Source organism: Pseudenemella bisphenolivorans (assembly GCF_051133435.1).
In the GTDB taxonomy this organism is placed as follows: Bacteria; Actinomycetota; Actinomycetes; order Propionibacteriales; family Propionibacteriaceae; genus JAAYAO01.
The window spans coordinates 525,745-543,703 of sequence record NZ_JBPGNY010000001.1; the positions used below are offsets into that span (position 1 = coordinate 525,745).

At 66.6% G+C, this 17,959-nt stretch carries 26 protein-coding genes and 1 riboswitch; of the genes, 8 read left to right on the forward strand and 18 right to left on the reverse strand.

What is annotated here, in order from left to right; all coding sequences use genetic code 11:
- The first annotated feature begins 77 nt into the window (after positions 1–77).
- Entirely contained in the window at positions 78–722 is a 645-nt protein-coding gene (gene msrA / locus ACR4XW_RS02515; RefSeq protein WP_434758933.1) for a peptide-methionine (S)-S-oxide reductase MsrA, read from the forward strand.
- A gap of 10 nt (positions 723–732) precedes the next feature.
- On the opposite strand, the gene ACR4XW_RS02520 is transcribed toward msrA, so the two are convergent.
- Both ACR4XW_RS02520 and ACR4XW_RS02525 read right to left on the reverse strand, forming a co-directional pair.
- Positions 733–1,263, reverse strand: a complete 531-nt coding sequence (locus tag ACR4XW_RS02520; protein ID WP_434758934.1) for a hypothetical protein — start codon at positions 1,261–1,263, stop codon at positions 733–735.
- 82 nt (positions 1,264–1,345) lie between these two features.
- Complete coding sequence (locus ACR4XW_RS02525) at positions 1,346–2,251, reverse strand: polysaccharide deacetylase family protein (RefSeq protein WP_434759394.1); 906 nt, start codon at positions 2,249–2,251, stop codon at positions 1,346–1,348.
- A gap of 94 nt (positions 2,252–2,345) precedes the next feature.
- Between ACR4XW_RS02525 and ACR4XW_RS02530 the strand changes: the two genes are divergently transcribed.
- Positions 2,346–2,618, forward strand: a complete 273-nt coding sequence (locus ACR4XW_RS02530; RefSeq protein ID WP_434758935.1) for an HPr family phosphocarrier protein — start codon at positions 2,346–2,348, stop codon at positions 2,616–2,618.
- Here ACR4XW_RS02530 and ACR4XW_RS02535 read toward each other — a convergent pair.
- Both ACR4XW_RS02535 and ACR4XW_RS02540 read right to left on the reverse strand, forming a co-directional pair.
- On the reverse strand, positions 2,615–2,995 hold the full coding sequence (locus ACR4XW_RS02535; protein ID WP_434758936.1) for a pilus assembly protein TadG-related protein: 381 nt from the start codon (positions 2,993–2,995) through the stop codon (positions 2,615–2,617). The genes ACR4XW_RS02530 and ACR4XW_RS02535 overlap by 4 nt on opposite strands.
- Positions 2,996–3,002: 7 nt before the next feature.
- Positions 3,003–3,320: a hypothetical protein gene (locus tag ACR4XW_RS02540; protein WP_434758937.1), complete on the reverse strand. Its 318-nt coding sequence runs from the start codon at positions 3,318–3,320 to the stop codon at positions 3,003–3,005.
- Positions 3,321–3,433: 113 nt separating this feature from the next.
- On the opposite strand from ACR4XW_RS02540, the gene ACR4XW_RS02545 reads away from it, so the two are divergent.
- On the forward strand, positions 3,434–4,975 hold the full coding sequence (locus ACR4XW_RS02545; protein ID WP_434758938.1) for a Re/Si-specific NAD(P)(+) transhydrogenase subunit alpha: 1,542 nt from the start codon (positions 3,434–3,436) through the stop codon (positions 4,973–4,975).
- Positions 4,976–4,984: 9 nt separating this feature from the next.
- Positions 4,985–6,379 (forward strand): Re/Si-specific NAD(P)(+) transhydrogenase subunit beta, encoded by a 1,395-nt coding sequence (gene pntB, locus ACR4XW_RS02550; protein ID WP_434758939.1) that lies wholly within the window; start codon positions 4,985–4,987, stop codon positions 6,377–6,379.
- 34 nt (positions 6,380–6,413) lie between these two features.
- Here pntB and map read toward each other — a convergent pair whose 3' ends face one another.
- The 13 genes from map to rplN all read right to left on the reverse strand — a co-directional run bounded on the left by map (position 6,414) and on the right by rplN (position 13,583).
- On the reverse strand, positions 6,414–7,250 hold the full coding sequence (map, locus tag ACR4XW_RS02555) for a type I methionyl aminopeptidase (RefSeq protein WP_434759395.1): 837 nt from the start codon (positions 7,248–7,250) through the stop codon (positions 6,414–6,416).
- The gene (locus tag ACR4XW_RS02560; protein ID WP_434758940.1) at positions 7,250–7,822 is read right to left on the reverse strand and encodes an adenylate kinase; all 573 of its coding nucleotides are present in this window, start codon (positions 7,820–7,822) and stop codon (positions 7,250–7,252) included. The genes map and ACR4XW_RS02560 overlap by 1 nt, the downstream gene beginning before the upstream one ends.
- Positions 7,819–9,114 carry a preprotein translocase subunit SecY gene (gene secY / locus ACR4XW_RS02565; RefSeq protein ID WP_434758941.1) on the reverse strand — a complete coding sequence of 432 codons (1,296 nt, stop codon included), beginning with the start codon at positions 9,112–9,114 and terminating at the stop codon, positions 7,819–7,821. Before secY ends, ACR4XW_RS02560 begins: the two co-directional genes overlap by 4 nt.
- Positions 9,115–9,304: 190 nt before the next feature.
- A complete protein-coding gene (gene rplO, locus ACR4XW_RS02570) occupies positions 9,305–9,748 on the reverse strand; it encodes a 50S ribosomal protein L15 (RefSeq protein ID WP_434758942.1) in 444 nt (147 codons plus the stop codon).
- Between the two features lies 1 nt (position 9,749).
- Positions 9,750–9,932, reverse strand: coding sequence for a 50S ribosomal protein L30 (gene rpmD, locus ACR4XW_RS02575; RefSeq protein ID WP_434758943.1), 183 nt, complete (start codon positions 9,930–9,932; stop codon positions 9,750–9,752).
- Positions 9,932–10,540, reverse strand: coding sequence for a 30S ribosomal protein S5 (gene rpsE / locus ACR4XW_RS02580; RefSeq protein WP_434758944.1), 609 nt, complete (start codon positions 10,538–10,540; stop codon positions 9,932–9,934). The genes rpmD and rpsE overlap by 1 nt, the downstream gene beginning before the upstream one ends.
- Before the next feature lie 22 nt (positions 10,541–10,562).
- On the reverse strand, positions 10,563–10,946 hold the full coding sequence (gene rplR, locus ACR4XW_RS02585; protein ID WP_434758945.1) for a 50S ribosomal protein L18: 384 nt from the start codon (positions 10,944–10,946) through the stop codon (positions 10,563–10,565).
- Between the two features lie 2 nt (positions 10,947–10,948).
- A complete protein-coding gene (rplF, locus tag ACR4XW_RS02590) occupies positions 10,949–11,491 on the reverse strand; it encodes a 50S ribosomal protein L6 (protein WP_434758946.1) in 543 nt (180 codons plus the stop codon).
- Between the two features lie 26 nt (positions 11,492–11,517).
- Positions 11,518–11,925 carry a 30S ribosomal protein S8 gene (gene rpsH, locus ACR4XW_RS02595; RefSeq protein WP_434758947.1) on the reverse strand — a complete coding sequence of 136 codons (408 nt, stop codon included), beginning with the start codon at positions 11,923–11,925 and terminating at the stop codon, positions 11,518–11,520.
- A gap of 79 nt (positions 11,926–12,004) precedes the next feature.
- A complete protein-coding gene (locus ACR4XW_RS02600; protein WP_434758948.1) occupies positions 12,005–12,190 on the reverse strand; it encodes a type Z 30S ribosomal protein S14 in 186 nt (61 codons plus the stop codon).
- An 8-nt stretch (positions 12,191–12,198) separates the two neighbouring features.
- On the reverse strand, positions 12,199–12,828 hold the full coding sequence (gene rplE, locus ACR4XW_RS02605; protein ID WP_434758949.1) for a 50S ribosomal protein L5: 630 nt from the start codon (positions 12,826–12,828) through the stop codon (positions 12,199–12,201).
- Positions 12,809–13,213, reverse strand: coding sequence for a 50S ribosomal protein L24 (rplX, locus tag ACR4XW_RS02610; RefSeq protein ID WP_434758950.1), 405 nt, complete (start codon positions 13,211–13,213; stop codon positions 12,809–12,811). The genes rplE and rplX overlap by 20 nt, the downstream gene beginning before the upstream one ends.
- A gap of 1 nt (position 13,214) precedes the next feature.
- Positions 13,215–13,583, reverse strand: coding sequence for a 50S ribosomal protein L14 (rplN, locus tag ACR4XW_RS02615; RefSeq protein ID WP_434758951.1), 369 nt, complete (start codon positions 13,581–13,583; stop codon positions 13,215–13,217).
- Between the two features lie 244 nt (positions 13,584–13,827).
- A riboswitch (cobalamin riboswitch) is annotated at positions 13,828–13,965 on the forward strand.
- Between the two features lie 68 nt (positions 13,966–14,033).
- Here rplN and ACR4XW_RS02620 point away from each other — a divergent pair.
- From ACR4XW_RS02620 to ACR4XW_RS02635, 4 genes are read left to right on the forward strand one after another with little or no spacing between them, the layout of a single operon-like run.
- On the forward strand, positions 14,034–15,014 hold the full coding sequence (locus ACR4XW_RS02620) for an ABC transporter substrate-binding protein (protein WP_434758952.1): 981 nt from the start codon (positions 14,034–14,036) through the stop codon (positions 15,012–15,014).
- Positions 15,011–16,075 (forward strand): FecCD family ABC transporter permease, encoded by a 1,065-nt coding sequence (locus ACR4XW_RS02625; RefSeq protein WP_434758953.1) that lies wholly within the window; start codon positions 15,011–15,013, stop codon positions 16,073–16,075. Before ACR4XW_RS02620 ends, ACR4XW_RS02625 begins: the two co-directional genes overlap by 4 nt.
- The gene (locus ACR4XW_RS02630; protein ID WP_434758954.1) at positions 16,072–16,842 is read left to right on the forward strand and encodes an ABC transporter ATP-binding protein; all 771 of its coding nucleotides are present in this window, start codon (positions 16,072–16,074) and stop codon (positions 16,840–16,842) included. Before ACR4XW_RS02625 ends, ACR4XW_RS02630 begins: the two co-directional genes overlap by 4 nt.
- Complete coding sequence (locus ACR4XW_RS02635; protein WP_434758955.1) at positions 16,839–17,591, forward strand: hypothetical protein; 753 nt, start codon at positions 16,839–16,841, stop codon at positions 17,589–17,591. The genes ACR4XW_RS02630 and ACR4XW_RS02635 overlap by 4 nt, the downstream gene beginning before the upstream one ends.
- A gap of 75 nt (positions 17,592–17,666) precedes the next feature.
- On the opposite strand, the gene rpsQ is transcribed toward ACR4XW_RS02635, so the two are convergent.
- Entirely contained in the window at positions 17,667–17,957 is a 291-nt protein-coding gene (rpsQ, locus tag ACR4XW_RS02640; protein ID WP_434758956.1) for a 30S ribosomal protein S17, read from the reverse strand.
- Between the last annotated feature and the right edge of the window lie 2 nt (positions 17,958–17,959).

Below are 17,959 nucleotides of genomic sequence, written 5' to 3' on the forward strand. Positions count from 1 at the left end.
TCGGAAAACCACCACGGTGGATGGCGGACCGTGAATCGGCACGTTGCAGTCTTGGCCGGGTGCGCCAGACTGGACCCATGGAGTTCTTCTTCCGCCGCCCCACCCCGACAATGGTCGGCCCCGATCAGGCCCTGCCCGGCCGGGACACCCCGGTGTTGGCCCCGGGGCTGCGGCATCGGGTCTTCGACACCGCCGTGGACGACACCCCCGCCGGCTCCGAGATCGGCTACTTCGCGCTGGGGTGCTTCTGGGGTGAGGAACAGATGTTCTGGCAGACCCCCGGGGTGCTGAACACCGCGGTCGGTTACCAAGGCGGCTACACCCCCAACCCCACCTACGAAGAGGTCTGCACCGGACGCACCGGCCACGCCGAGGCGGTGCGGGTCTGCTTCGACCCGCAACAGGTCAGCTACGAGCAGTTGGTGCGGATGTTCTTCGAGGCCCACGACCCGACCCAGGGTTTCCGTCAGGGCAATGATGTCGGCACCCAGTACCGGTCGGCGCTGTACACCACCTCCCCCGACCAGGCCGCCACGGCCCAGCGGCTGCGCGAGCAGTACGCCGAGGCCTATCGGCGGGCCGGGTACGGCGAGATCACCACCGAGATCACCGAGGCCCCGACCTGGTACTACGCCGAGGACTACCACCAGCAGTACCTGATCAAGAACCCGGGCGGGTACTGCCCGAATCACTCGACCGGGGTGCGGTGCGATCCGGCCTGAGGCCGGGCCTTCAGCGCTTGCTGCGCCGTACCAGAGCCACGATCAGCAACACCACGCCCAGGATCGGCAGGATGATCGACCCGTAGGCCTGGATCGCGTGCACGGGGTGCTCGACCAGGAAGTAGGTGTCCCAGAAGGACTCTCCACCGGCCAGCAGTCCGGCCGAGTTCCGCAGATTGTTGATCGCCAGGAACAGGCCCGCGACCAGGAACAGGGCACCGGCCGAGGCGATCCCCTTGGCCGAGGCCAGCCTCTTGAAACCGGTGATTTCGGAGACCGTGTCCAGGGCGAACCTGCCTGCCTCGGAGGCCATCGACGGCTGCGGGGGTGCCGCCTGAGCGGAAGCCGCCGGCACGGGAGTCACGTGCGCGCGAGCCGGCTGCATCGCGGCGGGCTGACCGGCCGGGGCCGGCATTTGGCCCGGTGCTTGCGGCGCCACCTGCCCCAGGTACTGCTGCAGGTACTGCTGCTGCATCGCCTGCATCTGGGCCATCGCCTCGGCCTCGTCGGGCGACATCTGGTGGAACGGGTACTGGTTCATGGTGCTCTCCTTCAAGCTTTCAACGTGTTACCGAAAGCTTGTCGGTGGCGCACAGCTACCGATCACAGAATTGTGAGCCCACCTAGTCGAGGGTGGCGAAGGTGAACCCCTTGGCGCGCAGTTGCCGGATGAGTTCGGGCAACGCGGCGGCGGTCAGCTTCTTCGGCTCCGAGTCGTGCATCAGCAGCACCAACACATTGGGGCTGCCCTCGGCCGTCCAGCGGTCCAGCACGCCTTGAACGAGTTCTTGCTGACTCGTGGGCATTCGGGCGGCGGCGTCCTCGCTGTCGACATTCCAATCGATCCAGTGCACACCCTTGGAAGCCAGGGCCTTGTCGGCCGGTGCCAGGTTGTGCCAGGACATGTGGCCACCGGGGTATCGGTAGCAGTGGGCGAAGAAATCCTTGCCCAGCACCTCGCGCAGCTTGTTCAGGGCCCGGCCATGGTCGTCCACGATCGCCGCGGGGTCACCCGTGCGGCCGGGATAGAGCCGACCGTAGTTGTGGTGGTAGGTGTGCACACACACCGAATGCCCCTCGGCGATCTGTCGGCGCAGGGTCTTCTCGTTGTCCTGTTCGATCGAGCTCGCCAGGATGAAGAACGAGGCCGGCACCTTCTCCTTGGCCAACACGTTCAGAATCTGCTCGGTGGTGCCGCTGGGGCCGTCGTCGAAGGTCAGGAAGACCGTCCTGGTGACGGGATAGTCGGTCGCATTCTCGGGATGCAGGACCCATGACTGCACCGTCCCGGTCGACTCCACATATCTGGCGGCAGCGCGGCTGTGGTTCGCCCCCTTGAGCCGTTCGGTCGGCTCCGGGCTGGGTGTGGGTGTGGGAGTAGGAGTCGGCGTGGGAGTCGGGGTGGGCTCGGCCGAGGCCGGGGCGCTGGTGGCACCCGGTGACGGTGTCAACGGAGGCTCACCGGTACTGGGGTCCACCACTCCCACGGCACAGGCAGCCAGTCCGGCGCCGACCGCCAGAGCAAGCATCACTCGTCGGATCCCTCGAAACACGCATCTCACTCTCACCCACCGGGGGGTGCAGTTCCCAATCGGACGATGCAGTTTTTCCTAAGATTGGTCTGTGTTTCATCGCACAGTGACCTTCGGGCATCCCGACGGACTCCACGCGGGCCCCGCCTGGGAGCTGGTCGACGCCGTGGCGCAGGCGAATCTGCCCGTCCGGATCGGACGACCCGGTGAGGTGCCGGTGCCGGCCTGGGACATTCTCGAGGTGATGCGGCTGGGGGTGCGGTACGGCGATCGGGTGGTGATCTCGGCCGAGGGCACCGATGCCGAACGGGTGCTGGACGAGTTGGTGGTGCTGCTGGCCGACAACCGGCCCCCGAGCGCTTAGGGCCCTACCGGCACCAGCCGGGCCCGTGCCTCACCCCGCCCGGGCAGGTCGTCCACCCCGATCAGGCTCAGGAACACCGGGCGGTACCCCACAGTGGTGTGCACCGTGACCCACCCAGCACCGACGTCGACCGTCCCATCGACCCCGGCGGCCCGCAAGCGCTGTTCGGCCGCAGCTCGGGCGGCCGGTTCCCCGCCCCGGATTCGGGCATCGGTGGCGGCCCGGGCGACATCGGCGGCCACCGATTCGGCGCGCCGCTCGGCACTCAACCGGCCACCACCGTCAACGACCAAGCCGATCATGACGATCAGGGCGGGTATCAGCAGCACGATGAGCACCGACAGGGCGTTGCCCCGCTCATCGCGTTCCCGGGTCATCGCGGGTTCAGTCCTCGCGGTCGATCATCAGATGCGCGGCACCGGCCGAGACGGCGGTGACGCCGAGCACCGCCGGCCAGGCACCGACCTTCTTGGCCAGTGGGTGCGACAGGCCGAACCCGGCCAGGTACAGCAGGGCCAGAATGCCGGCCTTGACGATGCCGCCCTTCTCCATCCAGGTGCGCCACGACCAGACACCGGCCGCGCCGAGCAGCACCCCGCCCAGGGGACGAACCCCGGTCTCGCGGGCGGCCAGGTAGCCACCGATCATGCCGGCCGCCACCAGGGGCGCCGTCTGTACTTCCACCGCATCCTTGACCTTCATGGTCGTCACCCTAGGCGAGGCCGGGGTGCGCCACCAAGGGTTCGGGTGACTGGTCGCTACCTGCCAATATGCATTCGATAGGGTCAACGCGTCGCCGCAAGGAGGAATGACCAGTGCGTATTGGGGTTCCCGCCGAGGGCCGCGCCACCGAAACCCGGGTCGCAGCCACTCCGGCCACCGTTACCCAACTGACCAAGCTCGGGTATCAGTTGCTGATCGAATCGGGGGCCGGTGAGCGCGCCGACTTTCCCGACCATGCTTATGCCGAGGCCGGCGCCCGTGTGGTGAGCAACGAGGAGGTCTGGGACGCCGAGATCATCCTCAAGACCGACGGCCCCACCCCCGAGGAGGTCGGACGGCTCCGCCCCGGCGCGACGATCGCGGCCACCATGTCCCCCGCCGAGCACCCCGAGGTACTGGATCAACTCGCCGACCAAGGGGTCACCGCTTTAGCCCTGGACGCGGTGCCGCGGATCTCGCGGGCGCAGAGCCTGGACGTTCTGAGTTCGATGGCCAATATCGCCGGATACCGGGCGGTGATCGAAGCCGCCGCGGCCTACGGCCGGATGTTCGGTGGCCAGGTCACCGCCGCCGGGAAGATGCCCCCGGCCACGGTCTTCGTGGTCGGCGCGGGAGTTGCCGGGCTGGCGGCGATCGGCGCGGCCAGCAGTATGGGCGCGGTGGTCAAGGCCTACGACGTGCGGCCCGAGGTGGCCGAACAGATCGAATCGATGGGCGCGGAGTTCGTTGCCGCCGAGGTGCCGCCGGCCGCCGAGGCCGATGAACCCTCCGACGGTTACGCCAAGGAGATGAGCGCCGAACTCGAACGCGCGGTGCTGGCGATGTATGCCGAGCAGACGCGGGCGGCCGACATCGTGATCACCACCGCCCTGATCCGTGGCCGCCCGGCCCCCAAGCTGATCACCGCCGAGATGGTCGCCGCGATGCGACCCGGCAGCGTGATCGTCGACATGGCCGCGGCGATGGGCGGCAACTGCGAACTCACCGTGCCCGGCGAGAAGATCGTCACCGACAACGGGGTGACCATCATCGGTTACACCGACCTGGCCGCCCGGCTCCCGGCGCAGGCTTCACAGCTGTACGGCACCAACCTGGTGAACCTGATGAAGCTGCTCACCCCCGAGAAGGACGGCACCGTGGTGCTCGACCTCGCCGACGAGGTGCAGCGCGGCATCACCGTCACCCACGAGGGCAGTGTGCTGTGGCCACCACCACCGGTGGCGGTTTCGGCCGCGCCGGCGGTGCCGCAGGCCGCAGAGGTGGCGCCCGCGACGCCCGAGCCGAAGGCGTCCGGCTGGGCGAAGGTGATCACCGGGGTGATCGGGCTGATCCTGTTCGGGCTGATCGCGGCCTTCTCACCGCCGGGGTTGTTGACCACGATCACGATCTTCATCCTGGCGATCTTCGTCGGGTATTACGTGATCTCGAATGTCACCCATGCCCTGCACACGCCGTTGATGGCCGAGACGAATGCGATCTCGGGCATCATCCTGGTCGGTGCCCTGCTGCAGATCGGCAGCGACAACCTGGTGGTGACCATCCTGTCGTACCTGGCGGTGACGGTGGCCAGTATCAACATCTTCGGTGGCTTCCTGGTTTCCCAGCGAATGCTCAACATGTTCCGGAAGGACTGAGCGATCACCATGGCACTGTCTTTGGTCGATGGCGCGTTCATCATCGCCGCCGTCTGTTTCATCTTCGCTCTGGCCGGCCTGTCACGACAGGAGTCGGCCAAGATGGGCAACCTGATCGGCATGACGGGCATGCTGATCGCCCTGATCGCCACGATCACCCTGGCCACCCAGACCGCAGCCCGCGGCGCGCTGACCACGCTGATCCTGATTCTGAGCGCGATGCTGATCGGTGCGGTGATCGGCATCTGGCGGGCCCGCCGGGTCGAGATGACCGGGATGCCGGAGTTGATCGCGATCCTGCACTCCTTCGTCGGCCTGGCTGCGGTGCTGGTCGGCTACAACTCCCACCTGGCTCCCGAACTGGGCGGGGCGCTCACCGGCAAGGTGCACCTGATCGAGGTCTTCCTCGGGGTGTTCATCGGCGCGGTGACCTTCACCGGTTCGGTGGTGGCCTGGCTGAAACTCTCGGCGCGGATGAAGTCGGCGCCGCTGACCCTGCCCGGACGCAACCTGCTCAACCTCGGCGCGATCATCGTGTCGATCGGTCTGGGGGTCTGGTACGTCCTGGACGAGTCGCTGATCGCGCTGATCCTGATGACGGTGATCGCGCTGGCGCTGGGCTTCCACCTGGTGGCCGCGATCGGCGGCGGCGATATGCCGGTGGTCGTGTCGATGCTGAACTCGTATTCCGGCTGGGCCGCGGCCGCGGCCGGTTTCATGCTCAGCAACAACCTGCTGATCATCACCGGTGCCCTGGTCGGTTCCTCGGGTGCGATCCTCAGCTACATCATGTGCAAGGCGATGAACCGCTCGTTCATCTCGGTGATTCTGGGTGGCTTCGGCAGCGACGGTGCGGTCACCGGTGAGGCCCGCGACTACGGCAGCCACACCGAGATCACCGCCCCCGAGGTGACACAACTGCTGACGAATGCCAAGTCGGTGGTGATCACCCCCGGCTACGGCATGGCGGTGGCCAAGGCCCAGTACCCGGTGGCCGACCTGACCCAGCGATTGCGCAACCAGGGCGTGGACGTGCGGTTCGCGATCCACCCGGTGGCCGGCCGGTTGCCCGGGCACATGAACGTGCTGCTGGCCGAGGCGAAGGTGCCCTACGACATCGTCCTGGAGATGGACGAGATCAACGACGAGCTGGCCGATGTCGATGTGGTGCTGGTGATCGGCGCCAACGACACCGTGAACCCCGCCGCCCTGGACGAGCCGGGCTCACCGATCGCCGGGATGCCGGTGATCCGGGTGTGGGAGGCCCGCGACGTGATCGTGTTCAAGCGTTCGATGGCCACCGGTTACGCCGGGGTGCAGAACCCGTTGTTCTTCCGCGAGAACACCAAGATGCTGTTCGGCGATGCCAAGGAGCGGGTGGACGACATCATCGCCGCGCTGTAACGGCGGGCCGCGGTGGCCGGGGAAATGCCGCGGCTCAGTCGCTGAGCGGGCCGAAGGGCACGCCGAGACGGTTCAGCATCTCCTCGCCACCGTCCTCGGCGGTCATCACCCAGACCCCGTTGCGGGTCACGGTGATCATGTGCTCCCAATGGCAGGCCAACGAGCCGTCGGTGGTCACCACGGTCCACTCGTCGTCCAGCACGGTGTTGGCCGGTGAGCCCAGGGTGACCATCGGTTCGATGCACAGCACCATGCCCTCGGTGAGCTTCGGGCCCCGGTTGGGTCGGCCCCGGTTGGGCACATCGGGTGGCTGGTGCATCGACGAGCCGATGCCGTGGCCGACGTATTCCTCGACGATGCCGTACCCGGTGGGGGTCAGGGAGGCTTCGATCGCGGCCGAGATCGACCCGATCCGCTCCCCCAGTTTCGCGGCGGCGATCCCGGCCCACAGCGACTCCCGACAGGCATCGCTGAGTGCCTCACCACCGGCGGGCCAAGAACCCACCGGGACGGTCAGGGCCGAGTCACCGTGCCAGCCGTCGATGATGGCGCCACCGTCGATCGAGAGCAGATCTCCCTCGGCCAGCACCCGTTCCCCGGGCACCCCGTGCACGATCTCGTCATTGACCGACAGGCACACCACGCCTTGGAAGCCACCCTCGCCGTTGATCTCCCCGTAGTTCAGGAAGTTCGAGGTGGCGCCATTGGCGGCCAGTACTTCGGCGGCCACCGAGTTCAGTTCGGCGGTGGTGATTCCGGGACGCACCTCGGCGGCGGTGGCGGCCAACATCTGCGACACCACCAGGCCCGCCCGGCGCATCGTGCGCAGCTGGTCGGGGCTCTTGACCTCGATACCGCGCTTGGAGAAGATCACGCCCGGTGTTCCACCAGGGCCGCGCGGATCCGCTCGCCCACTTCGTCGATCTCGCCCAGGCCGTCAACCTCGACCAGCAGGCCACGCTCGCGGTAGACCTCGAGCAGGTCGCGGGTCTCGGCGTCGTAGACCTCGAGGCGGCGCCGGATGGCGTCCTCGTTGTCGTCCTCGCGGCCCTCGATCTTGGCCCGGTTCAGCAGGCGGGCAACCAACTCGTCGGCGTTCGCAGTCAGCGCGATCACCGCGTCCAACTGCTTGCCGGAGGCCTGCAGCATGCCGTCCAGGGCCTCGACCTGGGCCAGGGTGCGCGGGTAGCCGTCCAGCAGGAAACCGGCAGCGGTGTCGGCCTCGGTGATCCGGTTGGCGACCAGGTCGTTGGTGATCTCGTCGGAGACGTACTCCCCGGCGGCCATGATCGCCTTGACCTTCAGGCCCAGTTCGGTTTCGTTCGCCACATTGCTGCGGAAGATGTCACCGGTGGAAATCGCGGGCACACCGTAGTGCTCGGCGATGCCCTTGGCCTGGGTGCCCTTGCCGGCCCCGGGGGGGCCCATGATCAGCATTCTCATCGGAGGAATCCTTCATAGTTGCGCTGCTGGAGTTGGCTCTCGATGCGTTTCACCGTATCGAGACCGACACCCACCATGATCAACAGGGAGGTGCCGCCGAAGGGGAAATTCTGGTTGGCGCCGAAGGCCACGAAGGCGAACTGCGGCAACAGGGCGATCAGGCCCAGGTACAGCGCACCCGGTGCGGTCAGTCGCGACAGCACATAGCTGAGGTAACGCTCGGTGGGTCCGCCGGCGCGGATGCCGGGGATGAACCCGCCGTACTTCTTCATGTTGTCGGCGACCTCTTCGGGGTTGAAGGTGATCGACACGTAGAAGTAGGTGAAGAAGACGATCAGCAGGAAGTAGACCGCCATGTAGATCGGATGTCCGCCGGTGACCATGTAGCGCTGGATCCAGTCCGCCGCAGCCGATTGGGGCTGGAACTGGGCGTACATCGCCGGCAGGTACAGGATCGAGGAGGCGAAGATCACCGGGATCACGCCGGCCTGGTTCATCTTCAGCGGAATGTAGGTGGTGGTACCGCCGAGCATCCGGCCGCCCACCATCTTCTTGGCGTACTGCACCGGGATCCGGCGCTGGCCCTGTTCGATGAAGACCACCGCGAGCATCACCAGCAGGCCGACGCCGACCACCAGCAGGAAGGCCACCATGCCGCGGCTTTCGCGGATCGACCAGAGGGCGGACGGGAAGGTCGCCACGATCTGGGTGAAGATCATCACCGACATGCCGTTGCCGACACCGCGTTCAGTGATCAGCTCACCCATCCACATCACCAGGCCGGCACCGGCGACCATGGTCATGATCATCACGATCTGGGGGAAGAGGTTCTGGCTGTGGGTGACACCCGGGCAGCCCTGGAAGAGCTGGTCACGGGTGGCCAGGGTGGTGAAGGCCGTCGCCTGCAGGATCGCCAGCACCACGGTCAGGTAGCGGGTGTACTGGGTGATCTTCTGCTGCCCGGCGCCGCCTTCCTTCTTCAGTGCCTCCAGCCGCGGGATCACCACGGTGAGCAACTGCAGGATGATGCTCGAGGTGATGTAGGGCATGATGCCGAGCGCGAAGACGGCGAGCTGCAACAGCGCTCCACCCGAGAACAGGTTGATCATCGAGTAGAGGCCGGCCTGCTCGCCGGCGGTCGCCTGATCGATGCACTGACCGATCCGGCCGACGTTGACGTTCGGCACCGGCACAACAGATCCGAGCCGGAAGATCGCCAGGATGCCCAGCGTGAAGAAGATCTTCTTGCGAAGGTCCGGCGATCGGAAGGCGTTGGCGAAGGCGGACAGCAACTCCGGCTCCCTCGTGGTGCACGCGCATGGCAGCGCGGTCGCCGCGGTGGCAACCGTGGCAGCCTACCAAGCCCTACCCCCCTTTCACGAAATCCGCCGGCCAGCGTTCGTCGGGAAAACACGAAAGGGCGGAACGACCGAAGTCGTCCCGCCCTCGCGAGATGTTGTTACTGCAACATGGGCTACCGGATCACAGCTCGGTGACCGAACCCCCGGCAGCCTCGATCTTGGACTTGGCCGAGGCGGAGAACTTGTGCGCGCTCACCTTCAGCGCCACACCCAGTTCACCATTGCCCAGCACCTTGACCAGTTCGCCGTCGCGCACCGCGCCCTTGGCAACCATGTCCTCCACGGTGACCTCGCCACCGTCGGGGAACAGATCGCCGAGCTTGGCAACGTTGATGACCTGGTACTCGGTGCGGAAGGGGTTGTTGAAGCCACGCAGCTTCGGCACCCGCATGTGCATCGGCATCTGGCCGCCCTCGAAGTTCTCGGGGACGTTCTTGCGTGCGCCGGTGCCCTTGGTGCCCCGGCCGGCGGTCTTGCCTCCCTTGCCGCCCTCACCGCGACCAACCCGCGTCTTAGCGGTCTTGGCGCCGGGGGCGGGGCGGAGGTGATGAACCTTCAACGGCATATCAGTTGACCTCCTCGACCGTCACCAAGTGGGTGACGGTGTTGATCATGCCACGGATCTCCGGCTTGTCGGCGTGCTCGGCGCTGTCGCCGATGCGCTTCAAACCGAGCGACCGCAGGGTGGCGCGCTGGTTCTGCTTGCCACCGATCGCGGACTTGACCTGGGTGACCTTCAGGGTGCTCATCAGGAAGCCACCTCCGCCCGGGCCTTCAGGATGGCGGCCGGGGTGACGTCCTCGACGGACTTGCCGCGACGCTGGGCGACCTGCTCGGGCTCCTCGAGCATCTGCAGGGCCTCGACGGTGGCGTGCACCACGTTGATCGCATTGGGCGAACCCAGCGACTTGGCCAGCACGTCGCTGATACCGGCGCATTCCAGCACCGCACGCACCGCGCCACCGGCGATCACACCGGTACCGGGCGAGGCCGGGCGCAGCATGACCACGCCGGCCGCCTTCTCACCCTGCACCGGGTGCGGGATGGTGCCCTGGATGCGGGGCACCCGGAAGAAGGCCTTCTTGGCTTCCTCGACGCCCTTGGCAATGGCGGCCGGAACTTCCTTGGCCTTGCCGTAGCCGACACCCACGGTGCCGTCGCCGTCGCCGACCACCACCAGGGCGGTGAAGCTGAATCGACGGCCACCCTTGACCACCTTGGCGACGCGGTTGATCGCCACCACGCGCTCCAGGTAGATGCTCTTCTCCTGCGCCTGGCCCCGACGGTCGTCACGGCCACGACGCTGCTGCTCACCACCGCGGCCGCTGCCGCGCTGCTGCTGAGCGTTTGCGTTCATCGCTTTCCTTCTCTCGTCGGGATCAGAATCCGAGGCCGGTCTCGCGCGCAGCGTCAGCCAGCGCGGCGATCCGTCCGTGGTACTTGAAACCGGCCCGGTCGAACACGACGTTCTCGATGCCGGCTGCCTTGGCACGCTCGGCGACCAGTTCGCCGACCTTGCGGGCCTTGGCCGTCTTGTCGCCGTCGAGACCACGCACATCGGCTTCCATGCTGGAGGCCGAGACCAGGGTCTTGCCGGCCTCGTCGTCGATCACCTGCACGAACAGGTGCTTGGCCGAGCGGGACACGACCAACCGGGGACGCTCGGCGCCACCGATGATCTTCTTGCGACCCCGCAGCTGACGGCGGTGCCGCGCAGCGGTCTTCGGGGCCAGGGACTTGCGGTCTGCCAGGGAGATACCCATGGTCACTTACCTGCCTTTCCGGCCTTACGACGAACGTGCTCACCGGCGTAGCGGATGCCCTTGCCCTTGTAGGGCTCGGGCTTGCGAATCTTGCGGATGTTGGCCGCGACCTCACCGACCGCCTGCTTGTCGATGCCCTGCACCGCGAAGCGGGTGGGGGTCTCCACCGCGAAGGTGACACCCTCGGGGGCAGACACGACGACCGGGTGCGAGAAGCCCAGGTTGAACTCCAACTGGGTGGGGCCCTTGGCGACGACACGGTAACCGACGCCGACGATCTCGAGCTTCTTCTCGTAGCCCTCGGTGACACCGGTCACCATGTTGGCGACCAGGGTGCGGGTCAGGCCGTGCAACGACTTGGACATCCGCTCGTCGTTGGGGCGCGATACCTCAATCTCACCGGTCTCGGCGCGGTCGACGGTGATCGGCTCGGCAACGGTGTGGGTCAGGGTGCCCTTGGGGCCCTTGACCGAGACGTTGCGGCCGTCCAGGGTGACCTCGACGCCGGACGGAACGGTGATCGGGAGCTTACCGATTCGGGACATGATCTAACTCCTTATCCTGCGTCTCGTCACCAGACGTAGGCGAGGACTTCCCCACCCACGCTCTTGGAGTTGGCGTCCCGGTCGGTCAGCAGACCCTGGGAGGTCGAGATGATCGCAATGCCCATCCCGCCGAGTACCTTCGGCAAGCCGGTCGACTTGGCGTACACGCGCAGGCCGGGTTTGGAGATGCGCCGCACACCGGCGATCGAGCGCTCACGGTTCTGGCCGTACTTGAGTTCGAGGGTCAGGGTCTTGCCGACCTCACCCTCGCCCGGCTCGGTGACCTGGTAGTCGGTGATGTAGCCCTCGCTCTTGAGGATCTCGGCGATTCCCGCCTTGATCTTGCTGTGCGGCATCGAGGTGCTGTCGTGGTACGCCTGGTTGGCGTTGCGCAGACGCGTCAGCATGTCTGCGATCGGATCAGTCATGGTCATGGCTGGAAAGCCTCTTTCTCGCGGTGGTTTCCGGTGTCGGCCGGACCTTCAGCGGTTTTGGTATTGGTGGTGCTCAACGTCACCAGGAGGACTTGGTAACGCCGGGCAGCTCGCCCTTGTGGGCCATCTCGCGCAGGCAGACTCGGCAGAGGCCGAACTTGCGGTACACCGACTTGGGTCGTCCGCACTTCTGGCAGCGGGTGTATCCGCGCACGGCGAACTTCGGCTTGCGGGACTGCTTGACCTTGAGCGCTGTCTTTGCCATCTGTCAGCTCACTTCTTCTTCTTGGCGTAGTAGGCCGGGCCGCGGGTGCGCTTGCGGGGCGGACGCGGGTTGTCGTTGAAGGGGAAGCCCAGACGCTTCAACAGCGCCCGACCCTCGTCGTCGTTCTTGGCGGTGGTGACCAAGGTGATGTCCATGCCCCGGACGCGGTCGATCTTGTCCTGATCGATCTCGTGGAACATGACCTGCTCGGTCAGCCCGAAGGTGTAGTTGCCGTTGCCGTCGAACTGGTGGCTGTTCAGACCGCGGAAGTCGCGGATCCGGGGCAGCGCCAGAGTCATCAGGCGGTCGGCGAACTCCCACATCCGGTTGCCGCGCAGGGTCACGTGGCAGCCGATGGCCTGGCCTTCGCGCAGGCGGAACTGGGCGATGGACTTGCGGGCCTTGGTGATCGCCGGCTTCTGGCCGGTGATGGCGGTGAGGTCCTTCACCGCGCCGTCGATGACCTTGGAGTCACGGGCGGCGTCGCCGACACCCATGTTCACCACGATCTTGACCAGACGGGGAACCTCCATCACGTTGGCGTGACCGAACTCCTCGCGCAGGGCGGGGGCGATCTCCTCGCGGTAGCGCTGCTTCAACCGCGGCATGGTCGCGGTGTCAGTGCTTGCGGGCGTCATCGGTGTTCAGCTCCTCTCCGGTCTTGCGGGCGATGCGGACGCTGCGGAATCCCTTGTACTCCGAGCCGTCGGCACGCTTCTTGGTCACTTCGGTGCGGGTGTAGCCGACCCGGGTGACCACCTCGTTGCCGTCCTCGTCCTTGACGACCAACTGAACGTTGGACACATGGATCGGGGCCTCGGACGAGATGATGCCGCCCTTGGTGGTGCGACCATCGGCACCCTGGGAATCCCGGCGGTGGCGCTGGACGATGTTGACATTCGACACCGTCACGCGCTCGCGCTCGATGTCGACCGACAGCACCTCGCCGGTGCGGCCCTTGTCCTTGCCCGCGATGACCTTGACCTGGTCACCCTTCACGACATGAAGCTTCTTGCGTGCCATCTCAGATCACCTCCGGAGCGAGCGAGATGATGCGCATGAACTTCTTCTCGCGCAACTCACGACCGACCGGACCGAAGATGCGGGTGCCGCGGGGCTCCCCGTCGCTCTTCAGGATCACGGCGGCGTTCTCGTCGAACTTGATGTACGAACCGTCGGCGCGGCGGCGCTGCTTCACGGTGCGCACGATGACGGCCTGGACGATTTCGCCCTTCTTGACGTTGCCGCCCGGAATGGCGTCCTTAACAGTGGCGACGATCTTGTCACCAATGCCGGCGTAGCGTCGGCCCGAGCCGCCGAGGACACGGATGCAAAGGATCTCCTTGGCACCGGTGTTGTCGGCGACTTTGACTCGCGACTCCTGCTGGATCATCTATTTCTCCTGGTTGTCACACTGGTTCCCGAGCACGCTGGCACCAAAACAGGCACAGCAAGGCATCCCGGGCCTAGTGGAACTGACGGTAGGGTCTGCTGCTCGGGAAAGGTCCCCCATGGCTACGCTTGCCGCGCTGACGTACGCACGGCTTCGAAATACCAAGGGCTCGATCCTGGGCAACCCGGATAGCCTAGCCGATCCGCCGATCCGATGCGAATCGCCGAAGTGGCCCCCTCACTTGCGGACGCGACCTCGTTCTGGCGTAAGCTCACTGGCGTTCCACGCAGGGGAAGTCCGGTCGAAGTCCGGCGCTGACCCGCAACGGTAGACCGCACCAGGTGCGGTGAGCCCGATTACCTGCCGGAACGAGCCATACATCGTCCGTCGAGGCTTGCGGACCGGCACCGTGCTTTCCGTGTCGCCTCGACTTCACCTGCGAGGATTCAGATGCGGAAATTACTACTTCTCCTGGCCGTGCCGCTACTGGCATTGACGGCCTGCGCCACCTCCCGCGACGAGGTTGCCGCCCGGGACGCCGGGGCTGGAAACACCTTCGCCGAGCCCGTGACGCTCACCAACTGCGACATGGAGCTGACCTTCACGGCTCCGCCGCAGCGGATCATTTCGATGAACGACCACGTCACCGAGGTGCTGCTCGAAATGGGGCTCGGTGACCGGATCGTCGGAATGGGATACGGCAAGGCCACCCCCCTGCCCCAGTACGCCGAGCAGTGGCAGAAGATTTCCAAGCTGGCCGATGAATACCCGACCATGGAGCAGATCATCGACGCCGAGGCCGACCTGGTGGTGGGTGGGTTGTCCAGCGCGTTCAACGAGAAGGAAGGCCGCTCCCGCGAGCTGATGGCCGAGCACGAGATTCCGAGCTTCCTGTTCACCGAGTACTGCGCCACCACGTCCTTCGACCTGGAGATGCTTCGGACCGACTACACCAACCTGGGCAAGATCACCGGCAACACCGAGGCCGCCGACACGTTGGTCGAACAGGTCACCGGTGAGATGGCGGCGATCAACAAGAAGGTGGCCGGGGCCGAGCCGGTACCCACCTTCATCTACGACTCCGGCGACAAGGAGGTCTACACCGTGGGCGGGGTGGGCGTCGGCAACCTGATCCTCACCCAGGCCGGGGGCAAGAACCTGTTCGCCGACGGGGAGCGGCCCTACTCCAAGACCTCCTGGGAGCAGGTGGCCGAGCGGTCTCCCGAAGTGATCGTGGTGCTCGACTACGGCGAGCAATCCGCCGCGGAGAAGATCGCCTTCCTCAAGCAGCAACCCCTGATGAAGACCACCCCGGCGATCAAGAACGAGCGGATCGTGGTCGTTCCCTTGGATGACTTCTTCGAAAGCCCGCGGATGACCACATCCACCCGCACGATCGCCGAAGCCCTGCATCCGGAACTGGTCAAGTGACCGCGATCAGTGCCGGGGCCCGTCGGCTGATGCACCGTCGGATTCCGTTGGGCTGGTGGCTGATCGGGCTCACCGTGCTGCTGGTGCTGGCACTGGTGTGGTCGGTCACCGCCGGGTCGGTGCGGATTCCCTCCGGTGATGTCTGGGCGATGGTGTGGCACCGGTTGACCGGTGCGGTCGAGCCGTGGTGGACCCCGGCGCGGGAGGCGATCGTGATCGACTCCCGGGTGCCGCGGGCACTCACCGCAGCGGCCGTGGGGGCCAGTCTGGCGATCGCCGGCGGATCGGCCCAGGCGGTCACCCGCAACCCCCTGGCCGACCCCTATCTACTGGGGGTCTCGGCTGGCGCCGGCTTCGGAGTGGTCTGCGCAACCGTGTTGGGCATCACCGGTGGGGTGGCCGGTTGGTTGCTGATTCCGGTGGCCGCCTTCATCGGCGGGATGGTGCCGATGGCGGTCGCCCTGGCCGTGGCCCAGGCGGTGCGCACCCCCACCGCGATGATTCTCACCGGGGTGGCGATGGGACAGGTCTTCTCCGCTCTGGTCACCTTCGTGCTGCTGGTGATCGCCCGGGAACGGCAACTGGTCTCGGTACTGCACTGGATGGCCGGTGGCTTCGGTGATGCCCGGTGGCGTTCGCTGATCATTCCGGTGGTGGCGCTGGTGGTCGTCGGCTCGCTGCTGTTGCTGGCGGGACGACAACTCGACCTGCTGCATGCCGGTGAGGACGGGGCGGCCGCCCTGGGGCTGCCGGTGCACCGCTTCCGGATCCTGATCCTGCTGGCGGTGTCTTTGTTGGCCGGCACCTCGGTGGCGGTGGCCGGTGGGATCGGTTTCATCGGGCTGTTGATTCCACACCTGGCCGGGATGCTGGTCGGGGTCCGGGCGCGCCGACTGTTGCCGGTGGCCGCGTTGACCGGGGCGGTGGCCCTGGTGGGGGCCGACACCTTCGCCCGCTCGGTCTCCCAGGCCGTGGAACTCCCCGTCGGTGTGGTGACCGCCCTGATCGGCGCACCGGTGTTCGTGTTCATGTTGTTGCGTACTGCTCGGGGGACGAAATGATTCTGCGCGTCAATGATCTGCACCACGCCTTCAAGCGCACCCCGGTGCTGCGCGGGGTGCACCTACGGGCCGACCCGTCCTCGATGATCGGCTTGGTCGGCCCCAACGGTTCGGGCAAGACCACCGTGTTGCGGGCCTGTTACCGGGCTCTGGACCCCGATGCCGGTGAGCTGTGGATCGGGGACGATCAGGTGAGCCATCTGGGTCGACGTGAGGTCGCCCGCCGGCTCGGTGTCGCGGTGCAGGAGCCCTCCCCCACCCCTGGACTCACCGTCCGCGATGCGGTGGCGCTGGGACGTACCCCGCACCGGGCCTGGTACGCCAACGACACCACCGAGGACCGGGCGATCGTCGAGGAATCGCTCATTGAGGTCGGGCTCGGTGCCCTGGCCGACCGGGACGTCAGCGATCTGTCCGGTGGGGAACGGCAGCGGGTCTCGCTGGCCCGCGCGCTGAGCACCCGGGCCGCGATCCTGCTGCTGGACGAGCCGACCAACCACCTCGACCTGCACTACCAACTCAGCGTGCTGAACCTGCTGCGCAAGCGGGCCCACAGCGGGCACACGGTACTGCTGACCGTGCACGATCTTCGGCTGGCCGCCGAGACCTGCGACGAGATCATCGTGCTGCACCACGGGACGGTTGCCGCAGCCGGCAAACCGGGCGAGGTACTCACCGAGAACTTGCTGCGTGAGGTTTTCGGGGTGCGGGGCTCGCTGGTCACCGATGACGACGGGGTGCGGTTGATCGTGCGGGGGCTGGCATGACCGGCCGACCCGAGGTCCAGCACCCCGAGTTGCAGCCCACCAACCTGGCCGACCCGGATTGGATCGCCGAGCGGATCGGCGATACCGCCCGCCGCTGGTCCTCGGACGACCCGCGGGTGAACGCCACCCTGTGGTGGTACTCGGCCTCCAGCACGATCTGCCAACCCCTGCTGCACGCCGCGGTGGATGAGCACCCCGTCGTCCCGAGGCCCGATCCGGGGCAGGCCTGGTTGCGCGACACCGGTTATCTGGGTGGCTTGGGGGTCGCCGGCACCATGTCGGTCGAGCAGATTCCGGGGGTGCTGCGCGATGTGTGCGCCCCGGTGATCACCGCCCTGAGCCGCGCCGGTGGGGCGAGTGAACGGTCGCTGTGGGCGGTGCTGGGCGATTCGATCTGCACCCGCAGCATGGACCGCGCCTATCTCACCGACGCCGGCAACACCCATGACCAACCCGACATGACCCTGGCCGAACGCGGATCGGCCGTAGCCGCGCGAATCATCGATCGCTTGATCGCGATCGGGGTACCGATCCCCCGGGCCCGTTTCGACGACATCGCCGCCGACGGGTCACGGGTGCCGGCCTCGGGCGCGATCTCCCCCGACAGACGCCGGTTCACCCGACGGTCGTCATGTTGTTTGATCCACAAGACCACCGACACCCCCGACCAGCCGCAAGCGATGTGCAGCAGTTGCCCCCGGCTCGGTCGACTGCGTGGCCAACGGATGGCGCAGTCGCTGTTCAGCTGAAGGCATGTTGTTCGGCTGAGGACATGAAGAAGGCCCGGAGAAAACTCCGGGCCTTCTTCGAATACTGCCACTAGCTCACTTGGCCTTCTCCAGCACGGTGAGCAGGCGCCAGCGCTTGGTGGCCGACAGCGGGCGGGTCTCCATGATCCGCACGCGGTCGCCGATGCCGGCTTCGTTGCTCTCGTCATGAGCCTTCAGCCGCACGGTGGTGCGCATGACCTTGCCGTACAGCGGGTGCTTCTTGCGGTCCTCGACGGCCACGACGATCGTCTTGTCCATCTTGTCGCTGACCACGTAACCGGTGCGCACCTTGCGCTGAACGCGCTCGGTGGCCTCGGCGGCCACATCCTGGGTGGATTCGCTCATGC

What these genes read in the sequence shown, in the direction of transcription:
- ACR4XW_RS02630 (WP_434758954.1), top strand. Translation starts at nt 16,072, where the DNA reads ATGATTCTGCGCGTCAATGATCTGCACCACGCCTTCAAGCGCACCCCG.
- ACR4XW_RS02560 (WP_434758940.1), bottom strand. Translation starts at nt 7,822, where the DNA reads ATGAGAATGCTGATCATGGGCCCCCCCGGGGCCGGCAAGGGCACCCAG.
- rpmD (WP_434758943.1), bottom strand. Translation starts at nt 9,932, where the DNA reads ATGAGCACCCTGAAGGTCACCCAGGTCAAGTCCGCGATCGGTGGCAAG.
- ACR4XW_RS02525 (WP_434759394.1), bottom strand. Translation starts at nt 2,251, where the DNA reads ATGCTTGCTCTGGCGGTCGGCGCCGGACTGGCTGCCTGTGCCGTGGGA.
- ACR4XW_RS02600 (WP_434758948.1), bottom strand. Translation starts at nt 12,190, where the DNA reads ATGGCAAAGACAGCGCTCAAGGTCAAGCAGTCCCGCAAGCCGAAGTTC.
- ACR4XW_RS02620 (WP_434758952.1), top strand. Translation starts at nt 14,034, where the DNA reads ATGCGGAAATTACTACTTCTCCTGGCCGTGCCGCTACTGGCATTGACG.
- ACR4XW_RS02535 (WP_434758936.1), bottom strand. Translation starts at nt 2,995, where the DNA reads ATGACCCGGGAACGCGATGAGCGGGGCAACGCCCTGTCGGTGCTCATC.
- rplN (WP_434758951.1), bottom strand. Translation starts at nt 13,583, where the DNA reads ATGATCCAGCAGGAGTCGCGAGTCAAAGTCGCCGACAACACCGGTGCC.
- rpsQ (WP_434758956.1), bottom strand. Translation starts at nt 17,957, where the DNA reads ATGAGCGAATCCACCCAGGATGTGGCCGCCGAGGCCACCGAGCGCGTT.
- rplR (WP_434758945.1), bottom strand. Translation starts at nt 10,946, where the DNA reads ATGGGTATCTCCCTGGCAGACCGCAAGTCCCTGGCCCCGAAGACCGCT.
- rpsH (WP_434758947.1), bottom strand. Translation starts at nt 11,925, where the DNA reads ATGACCATGACTGATCCGATCGCAGACATGCTGACGCGTCTGCGCAAC.
- ACR4XW_RS02520 (WP_434758934.1), bottom strand. Translation starts at nt 1,263, where the DNA reads ATGAACCAGTACCCGTTCCACCAGATGTCGCCCGACGAGGCCGAGGCG.
- pntB (WP_434758939.1), top strand. Translation starts at nt 4,985, where the DNA reads ATGGCACTGTCTTTGGTCGATGGCGCGTTCATCATCGCCGCCGTCTGT.
- rplO (WP_434758942.1), bottom strand. Translation starts at nt 9,748, where the DNA reads ATGCCGTTGAAGGTTCATCACCTCCGCCCCGCCCCCGGCGCCAAGACC.
- ACR4XW_RS02635 (WP_434758955.1), top strand. Translation starts at nt 16,839, where the DNA reads ATGACCGGCCGACCCGAGGTCCAGCACCCCGAGTTGCAGCCCACCAAC.
- ACR4XW_RS02540 (WP_434758937.1), bottom strand. Translation starts at nt 3,320, where the DNA reads ATGAAGGTCAAGGATGCGGTGGAAGTACAGACGGCGCCCCTGGTGGCG.
- rplX (WP_434758950.1), bottom strand. Translation starts at nt 13,213, where the DNA reads ATGGCACGCAAGAAGCTTCATGTCGTGAAGGGTGACCAGGTCAAGGTC.
- rplF (WP_434758946.1), bottom strand. Translation starts at nt 11,491, where the DNA reads ATGTCCCGAATCGGTAAGCTCCCGATCACCGTTCCGTCCGGCGTCGAG.
- rplE (WP_434758949.1), bottom strand. Translation starts at nt 12,828, where the DNA reads ATGACGCCCGCAAGCACTGACACCGCGACCATGCCGCGGTTGAAGCAG.
- rpsE (WP_434758944.1), bottom strand. Translation starts at nt 10,540, where the DNA reads ATGAACGCAAACGCTCAGCAGCAGCGCGGCAGCGGCCGCGGTGGTGAG.
- msrA (WP_434758933.1), top strand. Translation starts at nt 78, where the DNA reads ATGGAGTTCTTCTTCCGCCGCCCCACCCCGACAATGGTCGGCCCCGAT.